Origin of the sequence: Streptomyces sp. BE303, from assembly GCF_036290945.1 — a bacterium.
Lineage (GTDB): Bacteria > Actinomycetota > Actinomycetes > Streptomycetales > Streptomycetaceae > Kitasatospora.
Map to the genome: position 1 here is coordinate 139,434 of NZ_JAQYWZ010000540.1, position 22,785 is coordinate 162,218.

21 protein-coding genes are annotated in these 22,785 nt (G+C 75.8%); 3 read left to right on the plus strand and 18 right to left on the minus strand.

The window, feature by feature from the left end; translation table 11 throughout:
• Positions 1 to 28 precede the first annotated feature (28 nt).
• The 15 genes from PUR56_RS11955 to PUR56_RS12025 all read right to left on the minus strand — a co-directional run bounded on the left by PUR56_RS11955 (position 29) and on the right by PUR56_RS12025 (position 17,551).
• Complete coding sequence (locus PUR56_RS11955; protein WP_329948863.1) at positions 29 to 2,215, minus strand: hypothetical protein; 2,187 nt, start codon at positions 2,213 to 2,215, stop codon at positions 29 to 31.
• A gap of 333 nt (positions 2,216 to 2,548) precedes the next feature.
• Positions 2,549 to 2,800 (minus strand): hypothetical protein, encoded by a 252-nt coding sequence (locus PUR56_RS11960; protein ID WP_329948864.1) that lies wholly within the window; start codon positions 2,798 to 2,800, stop codon positions 2,549 to 2,551.
• A gap of 93 nt (positions 2,801 to 2,893) precedes the next feature.
• The gene (locus PUR56_RS11965; RefSeq protein ID WP_329948865.1) at positions 2,894 to 6,895 is read right to left on the minus strand and encodes a LysM peptidoglycan-binding domain-containing protein; all 4,002 of its coding nucleotides are present in this window, start codon (positions 6,893 to 6,895) and stop codon (positions 2,894 to 2,896) included.
• The gene (locus PUR56_RS11970; protein ID WP_329880416.1) at positions 6,895 to 7,344 is read right to left on the minus strand and encodes a hypothetical protein; all 450 of its coding nucleotides are present in this window, start codon (positions 7,342 to 7,344) and stop codon (positions 6,895 to 6,897) included. Before PUR56_RS11970 ends, PUR56_RS11965 begins: the two co-directional genes overlap by 1 nt.
• Positions 7,345 to 7,536: 192 nt before the next feature.
• Complete coding sequence (locus PUR56_RS11975; RefSeq protein WP_329948866.1) at positions 7,537 to 8,070, minus strand: TadE/TadG family type IV pilus assembly protein; 534 nt, start codon at positions 8,068 to 8,070, stop codon at positions 7,537 to 7,539.
• Positions 8,067 to 8,444 carry a TadE family protein gene (locus PUR56_RS11980; RefSeq protein WP_329880418.1) on the minus strand — a complete coding sequence of 126 codons (378 nt, stop codon included), beginning with the start codon at positions 8,442 to 8,444 and terminating at the stop codon, positions 8,067 to 8,069. The genes PUR56_RS11975 and PUR56_RS11980 overlap by 4 nt, the downstream gene beginning before the upstream one ends.
• Before the next feature lie 38 nt (positions 8,445 to 8,482).
• Positions 8,483 to 8,761, minus strand: coding sequence for a hypothetical protein (locus PUR56_RS11985; RefSeq protein WP_329880419.1), 279 nt, complete (start codon positions 8,759 to 8,761; stop codon positions 8,483 to 8,485).
• 58 nt (positions 8,762 to 8,819) lie between these two features.
• Complete coding sequence (locus PUR56_RS11990; protein ID WP_329880421.1) at positions 8,820 to 9,698, minus strand: type II secretion system F family protein; 879 nt, start codon at positions 9,696 to 9,698, stop codon at positions 8,820 to 8,822.
• On the minus strand, positions 9,695 to 10,750 hold the full coding sequence (locus PUR56_RS11995; RefSeq protein WP_329880422.1) for a type II secretion system F family protein: 1,056 nt from the start codon (positions 10,748 to 10,750) through the stop codon (positions 9,695 to 9,697). Before PUR56_RS11995 ends, PUR56_RS11990 begins: the two co-directional genes overlap by 4 nt.
• On the minus strand, positions 10,747 to 12,306 hold the full coding sequence (locus PUR56_RS12000; protein WP_443034481.1) for a CpaF family protein: 1,560 nt from the start codon (positions 12,304 to 12,306) through the stop codon (positions 10,747 to 10,749). The genes PUR56_RS11995 and PUR56_RS12000 overlap by 4 nt, the downstream gene beginning before the upstream one ends.
• 70 nt (positions 12,307 to 12,376) lie before the next feature.
• A complete protein-coding gene (locus PUR56_RS12005) occupies positions 12,377 to 13,858 on the minus strand; it encodes a hypothetical protein (protein ID WP_329948867.1) in 1,482 nt (493 codons plus the stop codon).
• Between the two features lies 1 nt (position 13,859).
• Complete coding sequence (locus PUR56_RS12010; RefSeq protein WP_329948868.1) at positions 13,860 to 14,756, minus strand: SAF domain-containing protein; 897 nt, start codon at positions 14,754 to 14,756, stop codon at positions 13,860 to 13,862.
• Between the two features lie 135 nt (positions 14,757 to 14,891).
• Positions 14,892 to 15,593 (minus strand): hypothetical protein, encoded by a 702-nt coding sequence (locus tag PUR56_RS12015; RefSeq protein ID WP_329948869.1) that lies wholly within the window; start codon positions 15,591 to 15,593, stop codon positions 14,892 to 14,894.
• Between the two features lie 233 nt (positions 15,594 to 15,826).
• Positions 15,827 to 16,450: a hypothetical protein gene (locus tag PUR56_RS12020; RefSeq protein WP_329948870.1), complete on the minus strand. Its 624-nt coding sequence runs from the start codon at positions 16,448 to 16,450 to the stop codon at positions 15,827 to 15,829.
• Positions 16,451 to 16,588: 138 nt separating this feature from the next.
• A complete protein-coding gene (locus PUR56_RS12025; RefSeq protein ID WP_329948871.1) occupies positions 16,589 to 17,551 on the minus strand; it encodes a hypothetical protein in 963 nt (320 codons plus the stop codon).
• A 244-nt stretch (positions 17,552 to 17,795) separates the two neighbouring features.
• On the opposite strand from PUR56_RS12025, the gene PUR56_RS12030 reads away from it, so the two are divergent.
• The 3 genes from PUR56_RS12030 to PUR56_RS12040 all read left to right on the plus strand — a co-directional run bounded on the left by PUR56_RS12030 (position 17,796) and on the right by PUR56_RS12040 (position 20,483).
• Positions 17,796 to 18,227, plus strand: a complete 432-nt coding sequence (locus PUR56_RS12030; RefSeq protein ID WP_329880430.1) for a pyridoxamine 5'-phosphate oxidase family protein — start codon at positions 17,796 to 17,798, stop codon at positions 18,225 to 18,227.
• Between the two features lie 205 nt (positions 18,228 to 18,432).
• Positions 18,433 to 18,885, plus strand: a complete 453-nt coding sequence (locus PUR56_RS12035) for a MaoC family dehydratase (RefSeq protein WP_329880431.1) — start codon at positions 18,433 to 18,435, stop codon at positions 18,883 to 18,885.
• A gap of 338 nt (positions 18,886 to 19,223) precedes the next feature.
• Complete coding sequence (locus PUR56_RS12040) at positions 19,224 to 20,483, plus strand: MBL fold metallo-hydrolase (protein ID WP_329948910.1); 1,260 nt, start codon at positions 19,224 to 19,226, stop codon at positions 20,481 to 20,483.
• A gap of 108 nt (positions 20,484 to 20,591) precedes the next feature.
• On the opposite strand, the gene PUR56_RS12045 is transcribed toward PUR56_RS12040, so the two are convergent.
• From PUR56_RS12045 to PUR56_RS12055, 3 genes are all read right to left on the minus strand, one after another.
• Entirely contained in the window at positions 20,592 to 21,545 is a 954-nt protein-coding gene (locus PUR56_RS12045; protein ID WP_329948872.1) for a DUF389 domain-containing protein, read from the minus strand.
• Positions 21,546 to 21,727: 182 nt separating this feature from the next.
• Positions 21,728 to 22,084, minus strand: a complete 357-nt coding sequence (locus PUR56_RS12050) for a hypothetical protein (protein ID WP_329880434.1) — start codon at positions 22,082 to 22,084, stop codon at positions 21,728 to 21,730.
• 58 nt (positions 22,085 to 22,142) lie between these two features.
• Positions 22,143 to 22,730, minus strand: coding sequence for a TetR/AcrR family transcriptional regulator (locus PUR56_RS12055; protein WP_329948873.1), 588 nt, complete (start codon positions 22,728 to 22,730; stop codon positions 22,143 to 22,145).
• Positions 22,731 to 22,785 lie beyond the last annotated feature (55 nt).

The window sequence follows — 22,785 nt, forward strand, 5'->3', positions numbered from 1 at the left end:
GGGCGTCGCGGAACGCCGGCGGCACCCGTCAGACGCGGTCGGGCTGAGCGGCGGCGAGGTGGGCCAGGTGGCGCTCGGCGGCACGGAGCTTCCGGCCGTCGGGGCCGGGGAGGTAGGCCCGCAGTTCGATGATCTCGGGGGCGATCCGAAGGGCCTCGGCGCGGTCCGGGATCGCGCGCCAGCAGGCTTCCGCGTTGGTCGCGGCCTGCTGGGTCTCGGGGTGGTCCGGCCCCTGGGCACGGAGCAGGGTGAGGGCCACCTCGCGGTAGATGTCCGCCGCCTCGACGGTCCGCCCGGCGAGGCGGCAGATGTGGGCGCGGACCTGGCGGACCTGCAGCACCGGCGCGGAGACGGAGCCGTGTTCGCCGATCGCCTCCAGTTCGAGGGCGAAGGCCAGGTCGGTGGCGGCCGCGTGGTCCCCCGCCTCGGCACTGCGGACGATGCGGCCGATCACCTCCCGGTAGTCGGCGCGGGACTGGAAGGGGTCGGGCGTCGGCACGGCCCCCGTTTCGGTTTCGGCCTCTGGCTCGGCCTCGGCCTCGGCCTCGGTCTGGGGCTCGGTCTGGGGCTCGTCGGCGGCGTCCCCGGGCCTGGCGCCGACCGGAGCCGCGTCGGACGGAAGCGCGTCGGTCACCGGCACCTCGTCCGCCGCCGGGGCCTCCTCCGCCACCACGGTGTCGACGGTCGGCGGTTGCCAGGCGTAGGGCTTCAGCAGGTCGACGGGACGGGGCGCGGGCGGCGGGGTGGGCGGCACCTCGGCCTTGAGCAGGCCCACCCGGCCGTCGGGCTCCGCCGCGGCGACGGCGGGAGCGGGAAGGGGCGCGGAGCCTGACGGTTCGAGGGCCGCCGCCGGCTTGTCCAGGGTGACGGCGCGCCGGGGCCGCGGCACGGCGTCCTGCGGCGGGGCGTCCTGCACCGGGGTGTCCTGAGGCGCGGCGTCCTGCGGCGGGGTGTCCTGTGGCACGGCGTCCTGCGGCAGGTCGTCCCAGGGCACCTCCTCCGGGGCGGCCGGGCGGGGCAGCACGGCGGCCGGGCTCGCCCCCTCGTACAGGACGGGGTCCGCGGCGGAACCGTCGCCGCGGCGCGCGGTGTTGCGGAAGAACGGCCGGTCGGGCGCGTGGGTGGCCACGATGACGACGTCCGGGCGGAGCACCGAGTAGACCTGCTGGCGCAGCTGCTCGGGGGCGAGGACGGCCTCGGCACCGGGGCGACCGCCGTGCAGGGCCTCGATCAGCGCACGGGTGAAGGTGCCGATCTGCTCGGGGTCGGGGCTGACCACCGCCCAGAGCGGCATGCCCTCGGCGAGCGGCGAGACGGCGCCCTGGAGGAAGGGCCACGCACTCTGATCGGCGCTCAGGTCGGCGATGACCAGGGTCTGCCAGTCGGTCGGGCGGTGGCGCAGCTCGGCCGCGACCGCCTGCCAGGGGAGGCCGTCCTGCCGCACGCTGCCGGGCTTGGAGTCCCGCAGGGTGAGGTGGAGTTGGCCGTTGCGCCGGTCGGCGAGCAGGTGGCCGCCCAGGTGGACGAGGAGCGGTCCGGGGTGGCGGGCCGCGGCCCGCAGATGGGCGAGGACGGTGTGGGGGTCACTGGCGGCGGGGAGGTGGACGGCGTCGACGGCATCGGCGGCGAGCAGCACCTGGGGGCTGACTGCGGCGAGCATCGCGGAGAGGACCGGGGCCTGCGCGGTTCCGCCGCGCCCCCAGGTACGGCGGCCGGAGCTGCCGTAGCCGCCCTCGACGACCAGGATCCGCCCGCGCGGCGCGGCGCCCAGGCTGCCGGGGCCGGGCAGCACTCCGGCGCCGGGCACACCCTGCGCCGGCACACCCTGCGCCGGAACGCCCTGCGCGGGGGTGGCTCCGGGCCCGGCGAACGGCGGCGGGGTCGCCGAGGGCGGCGGCGGGGCCGTGCCTGCGCCCGCTGCGCCGTCGGCTCCCGCCGCACCGCCCATGGCCGGCAGGCCGGTGACGGTCCATCCGGTGGACGGCACCGGCGGCTCGGGCGCCGTCACGGGGACGGCCGCAGGTGCGGCCGTCGGCGGCTCGTAGAGCGCGGCCGGGCCGGGTGCGGGTGCGTCGACCGGTGGCTCGTACAGCGCGGCGGGACCGGGCGGATGGTCCTCGTACGCGTTGCGCGGGAGCCATGGCGGCAGGTCGTCCTGGGGGCCCGCGTCCGGCGCCGGGTCCGGACCTCCGGGGACCGCCGTCGTCTCCGCCATCTCCAGGTCACCCGCCCTGCCCCGCCGCTCAGCGGCGTCGCTGCCTTGCCCCGCGTGGCGACTTCCACCACACCCGATTGCGCCACCCTACGAGATCCCGGCACACCCGAGCCAGGCCGGGTCGGCGATCGACGCCGGTCGGACACACCTCGGGCACACGTCCGGCCCGCCCTCGGCCGACCGCCCGCGGCGTGGCGAGGTCCCGGCGGTCCGGGCCCCCGCTCGTCCAGGGTCCGGAGCTCCGTGCGCACCGGCTCCTGCGGACACGTCGGAATCCGGGCGACGCGGGCACGTTGGTGCAGTCGCACGGTGACCGGCTCACGGTCGCAGCCTTCAGCCGGAAGCCACTACGGCTCGGCGCCGTCCGATCCTGCAGCGGGTGGACCAGGAGCCGGCGGGCCGGATCCGTCGGCCGTCGGCGCGGACGGCGGTGAGCCCGGTGCCCTCGCATCCGATCCGGTCCCCGGCCGCCAGGAACAGCGACCGGTCCAGCTCGAAGGCATAGCCGTCATCGGCCTCGACCGGGAGCGGTGCCGCGGTTCCCCCGCGTTCGACGACGCCCTTCACCGGGCTCCGTACCGTCATGCCCTGGACGGTACGGAGCACCCGTACCGTCCAGGGGCGGAAGGCCGGTCCGCCGGCCGTGCCCACGGGGTCGTGGGCTGCCCGGCCACCGGCTCAGGAGCCGGCGAGGAGGTCGCGCAGCAGGGCCACCGTGTCGGCGTCCAGGTCCCGGCCGGTGCGGCGGCTGAGCGCGTCCAGGCGGTTGACGGCGCGCAGCAGTTGGTCGCGGGCACCGGCCGAGGCGTAGGCGTAGAAGAGGTCGCGGTGCAGGAGTTCGACGTCCGGGGCGACGGCGAGGCCGCGGAAGACGGCGGCCTCGGCGCTGCGGTGGTCGCCGTACTGGAGGCGGCGGGCGGCGAGTTCGTGGGCGGTGTCGACGATCGCGGCGATCATGTCCTGCCGTTCGGACTCGGCCCAGCCGAACGCGGCGGGCGGTGCCTCCGCGAACGGGGCGCCCCGGACCAGGGCGAGGGCGTGGGCGAGGGCGGCGTCGGCGGTGGCACTGGTGCTGCGCATGCCGCGCCGGTAGAGGCCGCGGAACTCGTCCCAGTCGCAGGTGACGGCGGGGGCGAAGGCGTAGCCGTCGGAGGAGTCGGTGACCAGGAAGGACCGGCCGTCCGAGGAGGAGCCGAACCAGGAGGCCAGGTCGGCGAGCTTCTCGGGCAGCGGACTCCGGGCGTCGGCCGCGGTGGGGTGCGGGTCGAGGTGGGCCGCGCCGGGGTGCAGGTCGTGGTCGAGGGCGTGGTGGTCGGCGCCGGGGCGCAGGGCCAGGTAGACGGCGAGTTCGGTGAGCCGCAGGACGGTGGCGGGTTCGGCCGGGCCGCCGGTGCCGGCCACGTCGACCGGGCCGAGCAGACGGATCCGGGGCGCGGTCCGGGTGGCGTGGGCCTCCGGGGATCGCAGGATGGCGAGCAGGTCGTCGCTGTCGCTGCGGCCGGGGGTGGTGCGGGCCACCGGGGCGACGGCCGTCGGTCCGGGTTCCGTGACGGGGGCCACCGACGGCACGGGCGACCCGGGGGACGGCTCCGGGCGGGCGGGGAGCCGCGGATCGGCACCGGTGGGCGCGGGCGCCGGGTCGTGCGTCGGCAGCGGCTCGGGGGCGGGCACCGGCTTCCCGGCCGGGGCGGGTGCCGGCGTGACCGGCGTGACCGGCTGGACGGGCGCGACCGCACCGGTGGGCGTCCCGGTCCCATCGGGCACCCGGAGGTTCTGGGTGGTGTCCTCTCCCCCGGACGTCGTGCCGGTGTCCGGGCCGACGGGGAAGCCGGCGGCCGGGCCCGCCGGGGCGGCGGGTGTGGCGGCCTGTCGCCCGAGGCCGTTGACGAGGTGCCGCGGACCGGGGACGACGGCCACCGCCGCGGACGGCGGGACGGCCACGGCCGGGGCGGCCGGCAGAGCGGGCACGGCGGAGACGGTGGACCCGGCGGAGGCGCCGTTGGCCGACCCACCGGCCGACCCGTTGGCCGCGGCGGGCGCCGCCGGGTCGGTACCCGCGAACGGGCTGGCGCCCGTGCCGATCACGCGGGCGAGCAGGCGCGGGCCGGCCGCCTCGGGGGCGTCACCGCCCGTGCCGTCGCCGAGGTCGGGCTCGTCCGGCGATCCCATCAGGAATCCGCCGGAGGGACCGCCCGACGCCCCCACGCCGACCAGGACCGGTACGGGCGGGAGTTCGGCCGGTTCGAGGTCGTCGAGGCCGGGGCCGTCCAGGGTCCAGGCGGGAGCGGGGTGCTGGGTCTGGTCGTCGGCGGCCCGGAGCAGCTCGGCGACCTGCTCGTACTGGCCGGTGGTCAGGCGCTGCAGTTCCAGGGTGAGGTGCAGGCCGGGGATGGTGGCCTGTCCGATGGCCGGCAGGGTCCAGCGGGCGACCGGGCCGGTGCCGCGCTCGGGCGCCCGGGTGACCACGGCGACGCACGTCCGCGGGCGGCCGTCGAGGAGCCGGCCGAGCTCGGCCGGGACGTCCCCGCCCGGCTGGTGGCCGCAGAGCACGATCTCGGGGGTCCACGACTCGTCGGCCTGGCCGCGGCTGCGGGCCTCCCGGGGGCTGGTGGCCTCGGCGGCGACCAGGGTGGCCCGGGCCTTGGCGGTGCGCGGGCCGAGGGCGGCGAGCGCGGCCTCCAGGGTGGGGTGACGGTGGATCCGCTCGGCGGCCGGGCCGCTGATCGGAATCTCCTCCGCGAGGTCGACGAGGTGCAGGTGGAGGCGGTCGGCGAGCGGGCTGTGGGCGAGTTCGAGGGCGAGGGTGCGCAGGACGTCGCGGGCGTCGTCCGGGTGGCCGGAGAGGTGGAGCAGCCGGACGGTCTCCAGGTCGGCGAGGATCACCGAGCCGTCGGGCGAGGAGCCCAGGGTGACCAGGGCCGGGTAGGGGGCGGCGGTCTTGCGGGCCTGGGCGCGTGAGAGCAGCCCGTCCGAGTCGGCCGCGCACCACCAGATGTCAGGGGCGTGGGCGGCGCGGAACGGGGCGATCGGGGCGGCCGCGCCGGAGAGGTGCAGCTCGATCGTCCGGCCGGGGGTGATCCGGGCGGCGACGACGGCGGGCAGCCGCTTGCCGCCGCGGACGGTGTTGCGGGCCATGCTGCGCAGGGCGCGGTCGAGCAGGTCGAGACCGGCCTCGTCCTGGCGGGCCTTCAGTTCGGCCTCGAAGGCGGCGGCGGGGGCGGTGGGCAGGGCGATGCGGTGCCGGGGCCGCCGCCCCCGGAGCTGGGTGCCGCGCTTGCGGGCGACGGCGCCGACCATGACGGCCGCCAGCAGCACGCCGACGGTGGAGGCGGCGAGGGCGACGGTGTAGTCGTCGCTCGGGGCGTCCTCGGCGTGCGCGGCGGGCGTCTGGGCCGGGGTCTGCCCGGGCGCCGGGGCCTGTGCGGGAGCGGGGGTCTGGGCGGGCGCCTGGGTGGCGGGTGCCGGTGCCGGCACCTGGGTGCTCGGTGCGGGCGGCGGAGGGACCGGGGCCGGGGCCGGTTCCGCCGCCGGCGCGGGTGCCGGGGCGGGGGCGGGCTCGGGCGCCGGGGCGGGGGCCGGGGCGGGCGTCGCCGCGCCGGGCAGGCTGAGCACCATCCCGGGCACCACCACGTCCGGGTCGGTGAGTCGCTCCCCGTCCGGTGCCTGGACGCCCTTGTTCGCGTCGAACAGCTTCGGCCAGGCCTCGGCGTCGCCCAGCTCGCGCTCGGCGATGACCGACAGGCTGTCCCCGGGCTTCACCGTGACGGTGCCGGTGCCCTGGGCGCCGCTCGCGGGCGTACCCGCCTGCGTCGTGCCGGTCGCGGGCGCCGGAGCCGGAGCCGGAGCCGGGGTCCCGGCCTCGTCCGGCTTGGCGTCGCCCGGCATCACCAGTGCCCAGCCGGGGTGGATCGGCCGGTCCGCGTCGAAGCGGTTGCCCGAATCGTCCATCACCCGGCCGTCGTTGAGCTTGGCGATCTCCGTCCAGCGCTCGCCCGAACCGAGCTGGCGCTCCGCGATGGACCAGAGGCTGTCGGCCGGCCTGCTGTCCCGCACCGTGTAGGTGGACTGCTGGTCGGCGGCGGGGGCGAGGGAGGGTGCGGCCTGCGCGGCGGGCAGCGCGGCCCGCTGCGCCGCGGCGCCCGCCTGGACGGACGCGGTCGCCACCTGGGGGCGCTCGGGGGTGGCGGCGAACGCCGAACCGGCCACCGGCACCAGCGCGATCACCGCACCGACCAGGCCGGCGGCGGCGCGCTGGCTCCAGCCGAACGCCGGGATCCGCCGGGCCACCCGGCCGCGGAGCTGGGCCGGGATCTCCAGCAGGACGGAGAGCGCGAAACAGGCCCAGCCGACCCAGCCGACCACGACCAGCAGCCAGAGGAACAGCTGCCCGTCGTCGGGGCTGGTCAGCAGCGCGCCGAGGCCGTCCGGTGCGAGCGGGCCCATGTCGGCGACCGCGCGGGTGCCGTAGAGCAGCAGCGCCGGGACGCCGAGCAGCAGTCCCAGCAGGGTGATCAGGGCCGCGATCGCGGCGAGCACGGCGCCGCCCCGGCCCCGGCGGCCGCCGCTGCCGCCGCGGTGCGACGGCCGCGACGACGGCCGCCGGCCGGACGCGGGAGTGGCGGGCACACCCCGGGCCGGACGCCCGGCACGGGTCTGGTCCTTGGCGCGTGGCGCGGCCATCAGTCGGTCTCCGCTTCCTTGACTCCGTGGACGAGGGCTGCGCTTCCCTTGCCCGTGATCTTCCTGTTGGCGAGTTGGGTCAGCAGGACGGGCCGGTACTCGGTCTCCACCGTGATGGTGACGGCCGCCCCGTCAGGCGAGAACTCCACGAACTTCGCGGCCAGACCGTACAGCGCGAGGTAGCTGTTGGCGGCCTCCTCGGCGTACTCCCGCTTCACCCGGTACCCCTCGCCGCGCAACAGCGCGGCCTCGTCGAGCTGTTGGCCTGCCACCCGGGCGGCTTCCTGCGCGTAGGCGTCGGTGTTCTCCGCGACGCGCAGCTTGCCGCCGGCGTCGATGATGAGGGCGATGACCACGGCGACGAACGCCGAGCAGATCGCGACGAAGATCGAGAGCGTGCCCCGGTCCGAACGGGCACGGAATCGAGGTGCCCCGCGTCCGCGCGCCATGGCGCCCCCTCCCGACATGCCCGTCCACCCTCCCCCGGGCGCTCTCCGCTTGCGTTTCCCCCGCCCGGGGCGTCCCCAATCCCCGTCCGGGTACCTCGTCGTCACGACCTCGCCACCGCCCGCCCCACGGCCCGACACATCCCTGTCCGGGGAGGGCTCCGGCCCGCCCCGTTCGCTCCGGCGCACGCCCGTTCACCCGCCCCGGTAGCGGTCCACGACCGAGACGAAGCTGCCGGTGAGCGTCTTCGACACCGGCCCGTTCAGATTCGGCCCGCCGAGCAGGTCGGACAGTCCGACCTCGCACCGGACCGACACCGTGACCGTCGCCATGGTGGTCCCGTGACTGACCAGTTCCCCGTGCGCCACGGTGACCCTGCTGCTCGCGCAGTGCACGCCCTGCTGCTCCATCGCCTCCACGGCGGACTTCTTCGCCGCCGCGTCCATCGCGTCGACGCCACGCGCCAGCGAGGCGGTCCGGGCGGCCGAGCGGGCCGCGGCCTCCACCGTGCCGGCGGCGGTCTGCACCCGGCCGGCCGCGACGGTGACCAGGATCAGTCCCACCACGGCGGGCGCGACGATCGCGGCCTCGACCGCGAAACCGCCGCCGTCCCGGCCGAACGGCGACCGGGCGGACCGGGCCGCGGCGAACCCGCGCGCCCGTCCGACCGCCCACCCGGACGGCCGGTCCGCCGACTTCCCGGTCCGCCACCGGAACCGCCCGCTCACGGTCCCACCACCTGCGGCGGGACGAACCGCTCGCGCGGCGCCTCGGCGCGCTGGGTCACGGTCGGCCGCGTGACGAAGGGGATGACCACGGGCGCCGTCACCTCCACCGTGACCCGGATCAGCACCGGCGTGCTGCCGTCGGTGCTGATCGCGTGGTCCTCGCTGCCCTGGCGGCCGAGGAACGCCTCGGCCTGCTTCCGCGCCGCCTCGTTCTTCAGCTCGTCGCTCCGATTGCCCTGGACGCGGCCCGCGTCGACGCCCTCGCGGGCAGCGGTGAGGGCGAGTTGGCGGTAGTACCACCACAGGCCCGTCTGCGCGACGGACAGGATCAGGATCAGCACGACCGGGAAGACGATGGCCAGGCCCAGGCTCAACGACCCTCGGTCGGAACGGCGGAGACGACGACCTCTCATCACGGGGTGGCGCCGCTCCCGGGCAGGTTCGGGTCCTCGTTGACCTTGTCGACGACCTTCTTGTTCAGGCTGTAGAGCGCGGTCGCGACGAGGCCCGCGACGAACACCAGCGCGATGACGGCGAGCGCCAGTTCGATGCTGATGGCGCCCCGGTCACCACGCGCACGGGCCGCCTTCGCGCGGCCCATCCGGAAGTGGAACAGCAGCAGGGCGAACCGGACCGGCAGGAGGGTCGGCCCCGCCAATCGGGCCACCAGGTACGTGAGGTGGGTGTTCATCAGTTTCTCCCAGGGTGCGTCGTGGTGACGGAGGTTGCTGACCTCCGCGAGGGGTACCTCAGTTGAGCATCTTGTGCAACGCGGGATAGATGATCAGCACGGTCATCAGCAGGGTCAGCGCGGCCCCCGGAGCGACCATCCGCTCGCTGTCGGAGTTGGCCCGGGCGAGGTCCTCGGCGAGCAGTTCGCCCCGCAGGCCCTTGGCCCGGGCCCGCAGTGTGTCGTAGACGGCCGCGCCGTCGGTGCCGGAGATCCGCATGATGTCGGCCACGTCCTGCAGCGGCGTCAGCCCCAACTCGACCGCCAGCGCGTCCAGTCCGGCCCAGGGCGGCAGCCGGTCGGTGGCCGCGCGGTCCAGTGCGTCCCTGATCCGCCGGAACACCGCGCCCCGGCCGACCGCGGCGGCCCGCCGCAGCGCCTCCGCCGGACCGAGGTCGGCGGCCCGTTCCATCGCCACCAGCTCCAGGTAGGCGGCGACGCCGTGGAGGTACTCGACGCGGGCCTCCTTCGCCTCGCCGCGCACGATGGCGTCCGGGAGGAACCAGAACAGCCCGGCCAGCAGCGGGCCGACCAGCAGCGGGAGCACGAACGGCAGGCTCATGTCGAGCAGCATCGCCGCCACCACCAGGTAGGGCGGCAGGACGAGGCCGATCAGGGCGAACATCAGCTTGTGCGCCATGAACCGGGCCGGGGTACGGCCGATCAGCGCCAGGTCGCGTTCGGGGATGCGCACCCCGCGCAGGCTGATCGAGCGCTCGCCGATCCGGTCGAACCAGCGCGGCCGTTCCTCCGGGTCGGGGGTCCGGTCGGCGGGGGTGCGGTGCAACCGGTCCAGCGCCTGGCCCAGGTCGGGCGGGGCAGGGCGGAGCTCGGCGATCAGCAGGGCGATGCCGCCGGCCGCCGCGGCGCCGGCCAGCACGGACCACGGGGAGATCATCGTGCCTCCCCGAACAGCCGGGCGCCGACGTCGGCACCGCCGGTCGCAGCACCGCCGGTCGCGGCGCCACCCGGGCCACCGGGCCCTTCGGCGGCCCGGCCGCCCGCACCGCCCTCGGGTGCGTCAGCACGCCGCGCGGCCCGGCCGGTCCGGCTGCGCCGGTCCAGCTCCAGCAGGCGCGGGACCGGTGGATGCGAGGCCAGCGCCCGCATCCAGGCGATCACCGCCACGAACAGCGCGGCCACCACGGCGAGGACGCTCTGGCCGAGCACCGTGCTGTACGGGCGGGTGTACTCGGTGTTGAACGAACCGATGGTGACGACCAGCACGATGATGCCGACCAGCCAGCGGATGGTGGTGCGGTGCTTGGCCCGGTCGGCCTCGATGGTGCGGCGCTGGCGGACCTCCTCGCGCACCGATTCGGCCATGTCGGAGAGCGCCCGGGCCAGCCCGGGCCCGCTGTCCCCGGAGCGCAGCAGCAACGCGGCGAGCACCTTGTCGGCGGTGGCGTCGGCCATGCTGTCGGCGAAGGCGCGCAGCGCCTCCTCGGGCCGCCAGCGGGCCTGCAGCCGGGCGGCCAGCTCACCGACCTCCCCCTCGATCGCGGCGGGCGCGGTGCGGCGGCTGGTGACGATGGCCTGGTTGAGGCCGACACCGAGCAGCAGCACGTCGGCGATCCGCTGGGTCCACTCGGAGAGCGCCTCCAGCCGCTCGATCCGGTCGGTGTCCGAACGGGTGGTGTCGAACAGCCAGGGCAGGCCGAAGACCGCCAGCGGGACGAGCAGCGCGGTCAGCGGGATGCCGGTGAACAGCCAGCCGAGCGGCGCGCCGGCCAGCGCGAGCGGCAGCTGGATCCGGCGCAGCCGGACGATCCGCCCCGAGGCGGTGCCGGGCGCGCCGTACCAGAAGACGTGCAGCCGGCCGCCGAGCGGGTTGGAGGTCTCGCGGTCCCCGTCCGGTTCGGCCGCCGGGTCGCTGCCGCGGGCCCAGGCCACCAGGGCGACCAGGCCGCCCATGACGAGCAGGCCGCAGAGCACGAAGAGCGGCATCATCGGGCGCCACCGCCGATCCGGAGCTGGAGCGGTGCGGCCCAACTGCCGTACCGGGAGCCGAGCAGCGACGCGTCGAAGCCTGCCCGGCGCAGGTCGTCCAGGCACTGCGGCGGGGTGTGCGGGACGGCGCGCGGCTCGCCGAGCTCGGGGCGCGGGCCGAACACGGTGTTCAGCGCGGGCCGGCCGCTCTCGCCGAGACCGGTCACCTCCAGGACGTGCGAGACGAACCGGTGCCGGCGTCCGCCGACCGGCGTCTCGTCGACCATCGCCACGTGCACGATGAGGTCGACCGCGTTGGCGGTGAGCCGGTAGGCGAGCGCGTCGGTCATGTGCGAGCCGTACTCCAGGCAGAGTTCGGCGATGCGGTCGACCACCATGTGCGGGCCGCGGGCGTGCAGGGTGCACATCGAGCCGCCCTCGCCGTTGGTCATCACCCGCAGCATCGGGACGACCTCGCCGGAGCGGACCTCGCCGACGATGATCCGGGAGAGGGTCATCCGCAGCGCGGCCGGGATCAGGTCGCCGATGGTCAGCTCGCCGGCCGAACGGCCCTCGACGCGTTCGCCGTTGCCCTCCCGGGCCTCCATCGGCACGACCTGGCGCAGGTGGCCGAGGGTGTGCAGCCAGAGTTCGAACTCCGACTCCAGGGTGCCGATCCGCTCGTCGGGCGGGATCTCCGCGGCCATCGCGCGCAGCAGGCTGGTCTTGCCGACGCCCTGGGTCCCGGTGATCATCACGTTCTTCCGGGCCCGGATGGCGGAGGCCAGGAAGGAGGCCAGGGTGGTGTCCAGGGTGCCGAGCCGGACCATCTCGGGCAGCGTCGCGGAGGCCACCCGGTGCCGACGGATCGCCACGTAGGGGCGCGGGGTGACCTCGGTGAGCGCCTGGAGGCGCATGCCGCCCTCCAGGCGCAGCGCGAGGGTCGGGCTGGCGGTGGAGAGGGAGCGTTCGCCGCCGCCGTGCTGGCGGGCCAGGTCCTGGAGCAGTTCCACGAGTTCGGCGTCGCTGTCGGCCACCGGCGGGACCTGGCGCAGCGGCTGGTGGACCCGGGAGATCCAGACGTCGTCGCAGCCGTTGATCAGGATGTTCTCGATCTCCGGGTCGTCGAGGTAGGGCTGGAGCCGGCCGGCCCGGAAGAGCAGGTCGAAGACGGCCTCGGCGAGCGCACGGTCCTGGTCGCGGGTGGGCGGGATGCCGTGGGTCTGCGCGTAGGCGTCGGACCAGCGGGCGACGGCCTCCTCGATCAGCGCGCGACCGCGCTGGCGGCGGGTCGCGCGGTCGGGTTCGGTTCCCGAGCCCGCGGTCAGCCGGAGGATCTGCTGGTGCAGCTCGGCGGCCACCTGGCGCTTGAGCTCGCGCGCCACCTGCGGGTCGACGGCCGGGCGGGTGCCGGCGCCGCGCCGGTCGAGCGAGGGCAGCTGGGAGGGGACGGCGGTGGCCGTCGCGGCGCCGCCCTGCTGGGCTCCCGGCGGCACGGGCGCGGCACCCGCCGGGGCGGCCGGGCCGGGCCCCACCGGGCCTGCGGTCACCGGACCCGGCGTGACCGGGTTGGGCATGACGGGGCCGGGGAGGGGTGTCGACCAGGGCAGCGCGGCGGGGTCGGTGGCCGGCTGCTGGTGCAGGGGGCTACCGCGCACGGAGCACCTCCGTCTGGGCGAGGGGGTCGCTGGATGCGGTGCCGTACGGCTGGTGCGCGGGCCCGGTCGGCTGCTCCGGCGTGCCGGGGGCGGGCGGGGCAGCGTGCTGCGGGGCTGCGGTCCGGGCGCCGTACTGCGCGGCGCCGGACGACGGCGACCCGTACGTCGGGGCGCCGGACTGCTGGGACTGGAACTGCTGGGCCTCGTACGGCTGCGTCGCGTGCCGCTGCGTCGCGCCGTTCCGGGTCCCGTCGTCCGGGGTCCCGTACGGCTGCGTCGCCTGCGGCTGCGTTCCGAACGGCTGCGTTCCGTGCGGCTGGCCGGCGTCGGGCCGGCCGGGGTTCTGGGGGTACTGCGGGGCGGAGTGCCGGCCGCCGTACTGCTGGGTCTGGTGCGCCTGCTCCCCGGGTGTGCCGCCGTGCCCCGGGAAGGACGCGGGAGCGGCCGGCTGCGGTGCCAGCCCCGCGAGCGGGGCCACCGGCCCGGTGGTGATCACCGGCGGCACGGGCCCGTACGGCTGGGCGGGCTGCGGTGCCTGCGGCGGCGGGTACGCGTAGCCGGGCCCGTCGGCCGGCTCCGGCGCCGGTCCGGCCGTCCCCGACGGACCGGCAGCCGCCGGCCCCCGGTCCGGGGCGGGCCCCGTTCCCGGGGCGAGCTGTGCGGGTGGGGCCGGCTGGGAGGTGGGCGCCAGCCGCTGCCGCCGCCGGCGCACCGTCAGCTGGAGCTCGTCCGCCGCCGAACGCGCCGTCCGCATCAGCTCCGAGCGGACGAACCGCCGGTCGGTGACGTCGCCGCCGTCCGAGAGCACCCGGGCGGTGCGCTGCGCGTGCGGCAGCACCCCGAGCACCGGCAGCCCGAACTCGCGGGACACCTCCGCCCCCGAGTACGGCCCCTCCGCGACCAGCAGCAGGCCCAGCGCGTCCGCCCCGGTGCCGGCCGTGCCGAGGTCCTCGGCGAGCGCGGCCAGCCGGGGCCGCGACGCGCTCAGCCCGCGCAGGGTGGTGCGCACGGTGGCCGCCACCACGTCGGCCCGGCGGGCCAGCACCGCGCTGGTGCCGGTCGCGCCGGAGCGGCCGAGGTCGAGGAGGACGTCGTAGCCCTGCGGTTCCAGCCCGTGCAGCACCTCCATCAGCGGCTCCCACGTGTAGGCGAGCCCGGGTGCCTGGGTGGGGTCGGTGAGACCCGGCAGCAGGAGGCGCTCGGCGTTGCCCTCCGGCGAGAGGTCGATCAGCTGTTCCCACAGCGCCTGGGCGAGCAGCCCGCGCCGGTCGGCGACGGCGAGGTTGCGCAGCCCGTACACCGCCTCGACCCGGCCCTCCAGGGCGCCGGCCAGCACCGCGCCGCCGTCCGGATCGCACTCGACGAGCAGGACGCGGCGGCCGGGCCGCAGCGGCCAGGCCAGCAGCAGCGCCAGCGCCGTCGTGGTGGCGCCGGGTGCCCCCGGGCCGCCGACCACCGCGATGACCGCCATCTCAGGCCCCACCCGCCCCGGACGGCGCACCGCTCGCGGCCCCCGAGGACGCCGCGCCCGTCGGTGCGGGCGTCCCGACCCGGGCCGCGGACGGCGTGGCTCCCGAGGGCGCGGCTCCCGACGGCGCCGAACCCGACGGTGTCGCTCCGGTCCCCGGAGCCGCGGAACCCGCCGCGGAGGGCGCCGCCCCCGGGGCGGGGCGCGGTGCCACCACGATCTGGATGCGTCCGCTCGCGACCCACGCCGCCAGGCGGTTGGCCTCCGCCTCGGCGGCCACCACGTCGAAGACCTGGCTGCCGTCGCCCTCCACCCGGCCGACCGTGTACACGGTGGCGGAGAGCGACTCGATCCGGTTGCCGTCCGCGGTGTTCACCACGAGGACCGGCATGCCGGGCTGGAGCCTGGTGGCCGGCAGCTGGGTGCGCTTGACCGAGACACCGACCAGGAGCTGTCCCGGGCCGAGGACGAGCGTCTGGGCCAGGTCCCGTTTGGTGAGCAGCCCGCCGCGGTGGAGGTCGGTGGTGGCCCGCATGCCGACCGCCTTGTCCCGGTCGGCGGCGGCCAGCGGGGTGAGCGCCGGATCGCCGGCGATCCGCACCACCACGAGGTCGGCGGCGGTCAGCGTCTGCCCCCACTGCACGTCACGGGCGAGCGCCAGCACCGCGACCCGCTGGCCGGTGCTGTTGTAGAGGACGGCGCCACCCAGCCCGCCGGCGGCTATCAGGGCCACCGCCATCGCCAGTACGGCGGGCCGACGGCGCCGCGCCCCGAGCGTCCGCCCGGGGGCGTGCGGCGCGCCGCGTCCCTGCTCCGGCACGGCCACGGAGGCGGACCCGGCGGTCGCGGTCGCCGTGGCGGACGTGCCGGACCCCGGCGTGGCAAAGGTACGGTTCTCCACCGGGCTTCGGCCTTTCTCGCGTCGTTCGTCGGGTTGCTGTGCGGTGTGCCGGTCCGGCCGGTCGAGGTCCGGCCGGCCGGTCGAGGTCCGGGTAGTTGAGGTCCGGGTAGTTGAGAACCGGCTTTTGCGGACCGGCTAGTTGAGGACCTGCACCTCGGCCACCCGGAACTGGACGGCCTCGGTCAGCGGCAGCTCGATCGGGTCGACCTGCTGGGTCCCCCCGGTCACCGTGACCACACCGACCCAGTGGGCCGTGACGGTCCCGTGGAACAGGCCGTCCGTCGTGCGGCCCGAACCGGACTTGAAGACGTGGCCGCAGGTGGGCGAGGCGTTGGCGCCGTACTTGGGGTCGTACGGGGTGCCGGCCGCGGCCTTCCCCTCGCACCGCTCCTTCGTCCCGTCCCCGAACTTCCACTCCACCCAGTCCAGGCGCGGGGTGACCGTCACGGTGAGGGTGTTGCCGGAGACCGATACCGGGGCCGGGGGCTGCGAGCCCTCCAGCCAGAGCCAGACCGGCGCGCCCACCACGGAGTCGCCCTTGGGGGCGGTGACGGGCTTCGGCTTGGGGAAGGCGATCCGGTCCCTGGCCTGACGGGCCAGCTGGGCCGGGTTGTCCGGCGGCGGCCCGGCGGGCGCCTGGGCGGCGAACTCCGCCGGGGCCGGGGTCTGCGAGCCCGCACTGTCGAGGCAGGTCACGTTGTAGACCGAGCCCTCCGAGGGATCGTGCCCCTGCCAGCGCGGATCGCCCGCGGGAGGCTGTGGGCTGATCACCCGGAAGTAACAGCCCCGCGAGGGGCTGAACCAGCCCAGCTCGGGATCGCTGCACGCGAGGGGCATCCCGTTCCAGGAGCACACCTGAGGGCCGCTCGAACTCCCCCCGGTGCCCCCCGCCCCCCCGCCGCCCCCGGGGGTCGGCTTGGTGCCCGGGTCCTCGGTTCCCGAGCAGATCACGTTCACCTCGCAGCGGGTGGCACCCCCGGTGGGGGTCGGCTCCGCCGCCGCGACGGTTCCGGGGGATAACAGCAATGCGGTGAACAAGGGCGTACCGAGCACCAATCGCCGTACCGGTTTCAGCATGTTCGTTGCACCTCCCGCTTGAACTCGTGGATCAGCCAACGCGTTTCGAACTGTCGTAGGGAAACGGTCGCCGGGTACCGGGTGAGCCGGTTCGGCGGGTCCTTAACCGCGCGCGTGGTGGCGTCGGCCTGGTGCCAGCCCGACACGTCGAGGCAGTCCTCGATCACGGCGGTGTGCGGATCGGCGGCCAGATCGAGGTTCTTCACCACCGGCGAATTCCGCGGTCCGCCGGTCATCACCAGTTTGGCGTCGTGAAGTTGTTTGAGATTGACCAGGGCATCGGTGAGTGCCTTCCCGGAGGAGAAGGTCTCCAGTCGCGATCCGTCCGAATCCGTCCGCCCGTAGGCCTCCACCTGGGCTTGCCACCAGTCCTGATAGGCGCTCAGGGCGTCCCGGGCGGCCGCTCCTTCGGGTCCGTCCGTCGGCGCGTTACCGACGTTCGGCGAACCACCCGAAGGGGTTACCGGAGTCACCGCCGCGACCGTGGGCGCACTGGTCCCCAGACGCTCCACGGAACCACCGTCACCGCTGCTCCCGCAGGCGCTCAGCAGCAACGCCAGTACCAGTCCGCCGACCCCAACCGCCCCAGGGCGCAACACATTTCCGCGCTGCCGCATCGCCCCACCTCGTCGCAGCCGACCACGCGTGTGGCCCGTGGCCGCCAAAGAATTCCGCCGTCCCACCGATGTTGCCCCCGAGGGCATCGATTCTTCGCCAAACCGGTCCTTCACGGCAACACCCAGGGCCCCCTGACCTTACGCGGAAGGCGGATCCGTCGGGGCACTTTCCCGCCACAGAAGGGCCAACAGTTCTTCGGAAAGCGACAATCCGGCCAATGCACCCCGAACCGCGGCCCGATTGCGCATCAACAGACGCCCTCCCTCCGGCGGTACGAGCAGGCGCACACCCGGCGCGTCACCGTGGTTCGCCGGCGTACCGGCGGCACCACCGGGCCCGCCCCCCGCGGAGTTGCCCGGCCCTCCGCCCGCCGCGCCAACACCGCCACCACCACCGCCACCACCACCGCCGTCGAGGAGTGCGCCGACGGCCGGTTGCAGGTCGAGCGGGCCGACGGCGGCCGGTGCGCCCGGCACACCCTGCTGGAGCACCGTGGTGAGCGCCTGGCTGAACGAGCCCGCGCCGCCCGGCAGGACGGCGTCCCGACCACGCCTGCCGGGGGTGTAGCGGCCCGGGGCGTAGCGGCCGATCCGGCCCCACAGCGGGACCCGCGAGTAGTTGAGCAGTTCACCGAGACCGTCCTCGCCGGCGCTCCGCTCCAGCGCGGTCCAGGTGTCCTTGTCGACCACCGCGTCGACCAGCAGCAGCGCCTCCTCCTGGTCGCCGTGCACCATCGCGCTCACCACCCAGTCCCAGGCCAGCCCGCGCCGGTAGGCGTTGTCCGTGGTGGAACCGCCGGTCACCAGGGCGAGCCGTCGCCCGCGCGGGTCGGCCGCCAACTGGCCCACCAGGCAGACCAGCAGCCACCGGCCCGGGCGGGCGGCGGCCTCCCGGACGGCGGTCAGCATCGTGTTGGCGTCCGCCCCGGGCTCCACCACCGTGACCCGGCTCCCGGCCGCGCCGGCGTCGAAGCACATGCCGGGCAGGACACCTGCCAGCAGCCGGGCGCCCTCCGCCGCCTGCGCCGAGCCGCCGAAGCCCCGGTCCGGCCCGCCGTCCGCCCCGATCACCACCAGATCGACCCCGCTTGCCATCCGCACCGCCCCCTCCTGCCCGTCCCCGGCCGTCCCGGGACCGCCCGCCGCGCCACCGTCCGTCGATGCCCGGCCACGCACTGCTCGCCGATGTCCGTGGCACCCGCGCGCTGCGGCACGCCCCGCGCGCCCCGGTGCCACCCGCCGGGCAGGCTACCGTCCCGCGCGCCCACCGACGGGGCTCCCGACCCTGCCGCTCAGGGACCATGGGCCCTATCGGCCCGCTCCCGGCAGCGGGACGATCGGACCCATGGACCGTGACGACCAGCTGGAGGCCCTGACCGAGGCCGCGTGCCTGCGGCTGCTCAGCACCGTGCCCGTCGGACGCGTGGTGTACACCGAGCACGCACTGCCGGCCGTGCTGCCGGTCTCCTTCGACGTCACCCCGGACGGGCGCCTGTTGCTGGCGGTGCGCCGGGGCAGTGCCACCGCGCGCTGTCTGGACGGCACGGTCGTCGCCTTCCAGGCCGACCGGCTGGACCCGGTCACCCGGACCGGCTGGAGCGTCCTGGTGCACGGCCGGGCCGATCTGGTGCGCGAGCCGGAGCAGGTCCGACGGGCGCTCCGCTCGGGGCTGCGGCCGTGGGTCGGCGATTCGGACCCGCTCTTCGTGTCACTGGTGCCCGAGCTGGTCAGCGGTCGCCGGCTGCTACGGTCCGGCCGCTCGGTGCAACGTTCCTGACGCGGTGGTCCCCGCCCCGGAGCGGAGGCCACGCCCCCGTCACTCCTGACGGCCCCGCCACCCCGACCGCCCGACCCCGTGTGACGGTGCGACCGGTACGACCGCGGGCACCGGCACCGGCGCGATCGCTGACAGGTGACCGGCGAGTAGGCATACTCTGCGGAGTTCGCATCCCGCCCTCGCCGCCGCCCCTCAGGAGCGCACCGTGACGACCTTCGCCTCCCTCGCCGAACTGACCGCCGCCGTCGGCACCGAGCTGGGCACCAGCCAGTGGCACACGGTCGACCAGGCACGGATCGACCTGTTCGCCGAGGCCACCGGCGACCACCAGTGGATCCACGTCGACCCGGAGCGGGCCGAGGAGAGCCGGTTCGGCTCGACCATCGCGCACGGCTACCTCACCATGTCGATGATCCCGGTGCTGGCCAAGGAGTGCTACGGCGTCGAGGGCGTCCGGATGGCGCTCAACTACGGTTCAGAGAAGGTCCGCTTCCCGGCGCCGGTGCCGGTCGGCACGGCGATCCGGGCGACGGCCGAGCTGGTCTCCGCCACCGAGGTGGCGGGGGGCGTGCAGGCGGTGGTCCGGTTCACCATCACCAGCGCGGACAGCGGCAAGCCGCACTGCGTCGCGGAGACGATCACGCGTTTCTACGCCTGATCCCCGGGGAATCCGCCGGTCACCGGGCAGTACACCCGTCTCACCGATCCCACCCACCTCGTCGATCTCATCGACCTCACCGACTCCCGCCGGGCGGGCCGGACCGGCGGACGCCCGGGCGCGCGCCCTGGCGGGTACGCCGAACGGCGCGTGCCGGGTCGCTCGCCGGGTCCGAACGGCCGACGACGAGTAATCTCCGACGAGATGGTTGTCGTACCGCACCGGTGCCGTCGCCGGCGGTGCGCGCCCCGGCATGCCCGGTATCCATAGCCGTCCTTGGAGGTGCCGTGCCCCGCCCAGCCGCCCCCTGGTACACCCGTGTCCCCGGCCTCACCTCGATGCTCACCGCTCCCCCGGGCCGCCTCAGCGGGCTGCCCCGCACGGCCTGGCACCGGGTCCGGACGGACGCCTTCGGGGCCGATCCGCGCGGCGACCGGCTGTCCCGGATCCACCGTTCGCCGCAGTTCTCGGACGGTGCCTTCCGCAATCCGGTGCCCACCCGCCGGCTGGTGTACGAACGCAGCCCGCTGGAGATCACCCGCGCCCAGCTGGCCGCCGACCGGACCCGCCGGGTCCCGGCCGCCGCCGTGCCGCTGCACCGGCTGCTCCCGGTCGACCTGGCCGCCCCGCCCGCCTCCGGCCTGCGGCTCACCTGGCTCGGCCACGCGACCGTGCTGGCCGAGCTGGACGGCCGTCGGGTCCTCTTCGACCCGGTCTGGGGCGAGCGCTGTTCGCCGTTCGCCTGGACCGGGCCCAAGCGGCTCCACCCGGTGCCGTTGCCGCTCGACGAGCTCGGCCCGGTGGACGTCGTCGTCATCTCCCACGACCACTACGACCACCTCGACATGGGGACCGTCCGGGCGCTGATCGGCACCGGCGCGACCTTCGCCGTCCCCCTCGGGGTCGGCGCCCACCTGGAGCACTGGGGCGTGCCCGCCGGGCGGATCGTCGAACTGGACTGGTGGGAGTCGGCCGAGGTGGCCGGTCTCACTCTGACCGCCACGCCCGCCCGGCACTACTGCAGCCGCGGCCCGCGCACCGGCGCGCTCTTCCTGTGGGCGTCCTGGGTGGTGGCCGGCGGCGGCCGGCGGATCTTCCACAGCGGGGACACCGGCTACTTCCCCGGCTTCGCGGAGATCGGCCGCCGGCTCGGCCCGTTCGACGCGACGATGATGCAGGTCGGCGCGTACAGCGACTTCTGGCCCGAGGTGCACATGACGCCCGAGGAGGGCGTCCGGGCCCACCTCGACCTCGGCGGCGACGTGCTGCTGCCGATCCACTGGTGCACCTTCAACCTCGCCCCGCACCCCTGGGAGGAGCCCGCCGAGCGGGTGGTCGCCGCCGCGCGGGCGCTGGGCGCGCAGCTGGCGGTGCCGCGCCCCGGCAAGCCCTTCGAACCGGCCGACCCGCCCACCCTGCGGCTCTGGTGGCGGGCCGTGGCCGCGCTTCCGCAGGACGGCGCGCCGCTGGTGGTACCCGACGACGCGGCCCGCGCGGCGGCCGACCCGAAGACGGTCGACGGGAAGGCGGGCAGCGGGAAGACCACGGGGCGCGGCGGCCGGCCGAAGGCGGCGGAGGACGACGGCGTGCCGGTCTGAGCCCGCCGGCGGCAGGACCACGGGCGGGGCCGGCGCGGACGTGGGCGCCGGGCCCCGGCGGGACGGGGACCGCGGGGCGCCGACCGCGGGTACGGTCCCGCCGGGCGCTCAGGAGGCGGAGGCCGCGCGCTCCTCGGCCCGACGGCGGAGCAGCCGCCAGGCACCCTGCTGCACCAGCAGCGTGAGCACCCCCGCCACCACGATTCCGGCCATGTTCAGCAGCAACTGGAGGCTGGAGCCCGAGAACTGCCGGAAGTCGCCGTACCCGAGCGCGACCGCCGCGTTGGCGGCGGCCGGCACGGTGGTCACCGAGATCGCCACGCCGACCAGCATCCCGGCCTTGGCCGAGGTCAACGAGAGCAGCCCGGCGATGCCCGCCAGGAAGGCCACCACGAACGAGGTCGCGTCCGGCTGCCAGATGAACGAGGTGTTGGGTCGCGCCCCGTCGAACCTCTCCTGGCTGAACAACCCCGCCGCGTCCATCAGCAGCGAGAACACCACGGTCAGCGCCATCGCCACCGCGAACCCCGCCACCAGCGCGTTCAGCGAGCGCAGGGCCGGCCGTGACCGGCGCTGAACCAGCGCGACGCAGAGCCCGGCCAGCGGGCCGAACTCCGGCCCGACCGCCATGGCGCCGACGATGAGGATCGCGCTGTCCAGCACCGCGCCACAGGCCGCCAGCATCGTCGCCACGGTCAGGAAGGCCAGGTAGACGCCGGTGAGCGTGGACTCCTCGTGGGTGATCTCGGAGACGGCCTCCCAGACCAGCGCGTCCGCCCCCTCGCCGGGAGCGAGCCGTTCCGCCTCGTCGGCCGCTGCCGAGAGGGTCAGTTCGATCTCCTCGACGTCGATCGCGCCGCGCGCCGGAAGCCCCGTCGCCCGCAGCGCGCCCAGCACCTCGTCCGCCGACTCGCGCGCCACGTCGCAGAGCACCACGTCCCCCGGCGGCCGGACGGCCGCGTCGGGGAGCAGCACCACGTGGGTCACACCCACGCAGTCGTCCAGGCACTTCAGCACGGTGTCGCGCAGGTCGGCGGGAACGATCAGGCGCAGGTGCAGCACGGATGCTCCGGACGGGATGCGGCGGCGGGGAGACCCGATCACCATAGACGGCCGCCCGTCCGACGGCCCGCCGAGGCTGCCGGTCCGTCGCACGGCACGCCCACTGACCGGGCCACCCCCGACCGGACCGACCCCCGACCCGACCGACCGTCAGACGGGCCGGCCGTCGGGCGGACCAGCCGTCAGGCGGGCCGCTTGGCGAGTTCGACGAGGTCGACGGTGGCGCGCGGGTCGGCGACCTCGATGACCAGCCGGCTGTACCGCTCGTCGGCGAGCTCGATCACCACCGCCTTCTCCGGGTTCTTGACGTCCCAGAACACCCACTCGCCGCCCGAGCGGAAGGTTCCGGCGGTGATCAGCCCCGGGAAGTGCGTTCCGCCGACCCGGATCCCCTTGGGCTCGCGGAAGATCCCGGGGTCGACGGTGGCGCCCCGGACGTTGCCGATCGGGATCTCTATCCGGCTCCTGATCGCCCAGAGGCGGTCGAGGCCCTCGATCTCGACGACGAGGGTGTGGTCGGTGACGCTGACATGGGCCATGGAGGTGTTCCTCTGCTGGTGGTCGACGATGCTCTGGTTGTTCCGGGTGAGGACCTGCTCAACCCGTGGGTTCGGCCCCGCCGGCCCCGCCGGCCGCGCCTGTCCCGCCGAACCGGCCGGCGAAGGCCAGGAGCGACGCGGCCGACGGCCCGCCCACGCCCGCACGGGCACGCAGCCGCAGGCCGAGGACGGTCGCGGCGAGCATCTCCGCGCCCCCGGGCCCGGCGCCCTCGCCCCCAGCGGGCCCGGCCGCCCGGGCGACCGCGGTGTCGAGCGCGGCCAGGCCCTCGGCGACCAGTGCGCCGACCTCCGGATCGCTCCCGGCCCGTTCGACGGCGGCCGACAGCAGCAGTCCGCCGGCCGGGCCGCCGTCGAATCCGGCTGCCGCCTGCACCAGCAGCTCGGCCAGGCCGTCGGCGGTCCCGAGCGCCGCCGCGAGCGGCAGCACCTCCTGGTCGAGGTGGCGGCGCAGCGCGGCCAGGTAGAGGCCTCGTTTGCTCCCGAACACCTTGTAGAGGCTGCCCCGGTGCACTCCGAGACCGGTGACCAGATCGTCCACCGAAGTCCCTTCGTATCCCCGGAGGGCGAACAGCTCCGCCGCCGTCTCCACAGCTCGGTCCTCGTCGAAGGCGCGTGGTCTTCCCATGGCGATGACTCTAGGAGTTAAAGAACGCCCGGTCAAGAACGAACGTTCTTGAACC

Excerpts from the sequence above, each read along its gene's own strand:
- PUR56_RS11960 (WP_329948864.1), bottom strand. The coding sequence starts at position 2,800 with ATGACGGTACGGAGCCCGGTGAAGGGCGTCGTCGAACGCGGGGGAACC.
- PUR56_RS12005 (WP_329948867.1), bottom strand. The coding sequence starts at position 13,858 with ATGGCGGTCATCGCGGTGGTCGGCGGCCCGGGGGCACCCGGCGCCACC.
- PUR56_RS12000 (WP_443034481.1), bottom strand. The coding sequence starts at position 12,306 with ATGCCCAACCCGGTCACGCCGGGTCCGGTGACCGCAGGCCCGGTGGGG.
- PUR56_RS12040 (WP_329948910.1), top strand. The coding sequence starts at position 19,224 with ATGCTCACCGCTCCCCCGGGCCGCCTCAGCGGGCTGCCCCGCACGGCC.
- PUR56_RS11995 (WP_329880422.1), bottom strand. The coding sequence starts at position 10,750 with ATGATGCCGCTCTTCGTGCTCTGCGGCCTGCTCGTCATGGGCGGCCTG.
- PUR56_RS12030 (WP_329880430.1), top strand. The coding sequence starts at position 17,796 with ATGGACCGTGACGACCAGCTGGAGGCCCTGACCGAGGCCGCGTGCCTG.
- PUR56_RS12015 (WP_329948869.1), bottom strand. The coding sequence starts at position 15,593 with ATGCCCCTCGCGTGCAGCGATCCCGAGCTGGGCTGGTTCAGCCCCTCG.
- PUR56_RS12050 (WP_329880434.1), bottom strand. The coding sequence starts at position 22,084 with ATGGCCCATGTCAGCGTCACCGACCACACCCTCGTCGTCGAGATCGAG.
- PUR56_RS12020 (WP_329948870.1), bottom strand. The coding sequence starts at position 16,450 with ATGCGGCAGCGCGGAAATGTGTTGCGCCCTGGGGCGGTTGGGGTCGGC.
- PUR56_RS12055 (WP_329948873.1), bottom strand. The coding sequence starts at position 22,730 with ATGGGAAGACCACGCGCCTTCGACGAGGACCGAGCTGTGGAGACGGCG.
- PUR56_RS11965 (WP_329948865.1), bottom strand. The coding sequence starts at position 6,895 with ATGGCCGCGCCACGCGCCAAGGACCAGACCCGTGCCGGGCGTCCGGCC.
- PUR56_RS11970 (WP_329880416.1), bottom strand. The coding sequence starts at position 7,344 with ATGGCGCGCGGACGCGGGGCACCTCGATTCCGTGCCCGTTCGGACCGG.
- PUR56_RS11955 (WP_329948863.1), bottom strand. The coding sequence starts at position 2,215 with ATGGCGGAGACGACGGCGGTCCCCGGAGGTCCGGACCCGGCGCCGGAC.
- PUR56_RS11990 (WP_329880421.1), bottom strand. The coding sequence starts at position 9,698 with ATGATCTCCCCGTGGTCCGTGCTGGCCGGCGCCGCGGCGGCCGGCGGC.
- PUR56_RS11985 (WP_329880419.1), bottom strand. The coding sequence starts at position 8,761 with ATGAACACCCACCTCACGTACCTGGTGGCCCGATTGGCGGGGCCGACC.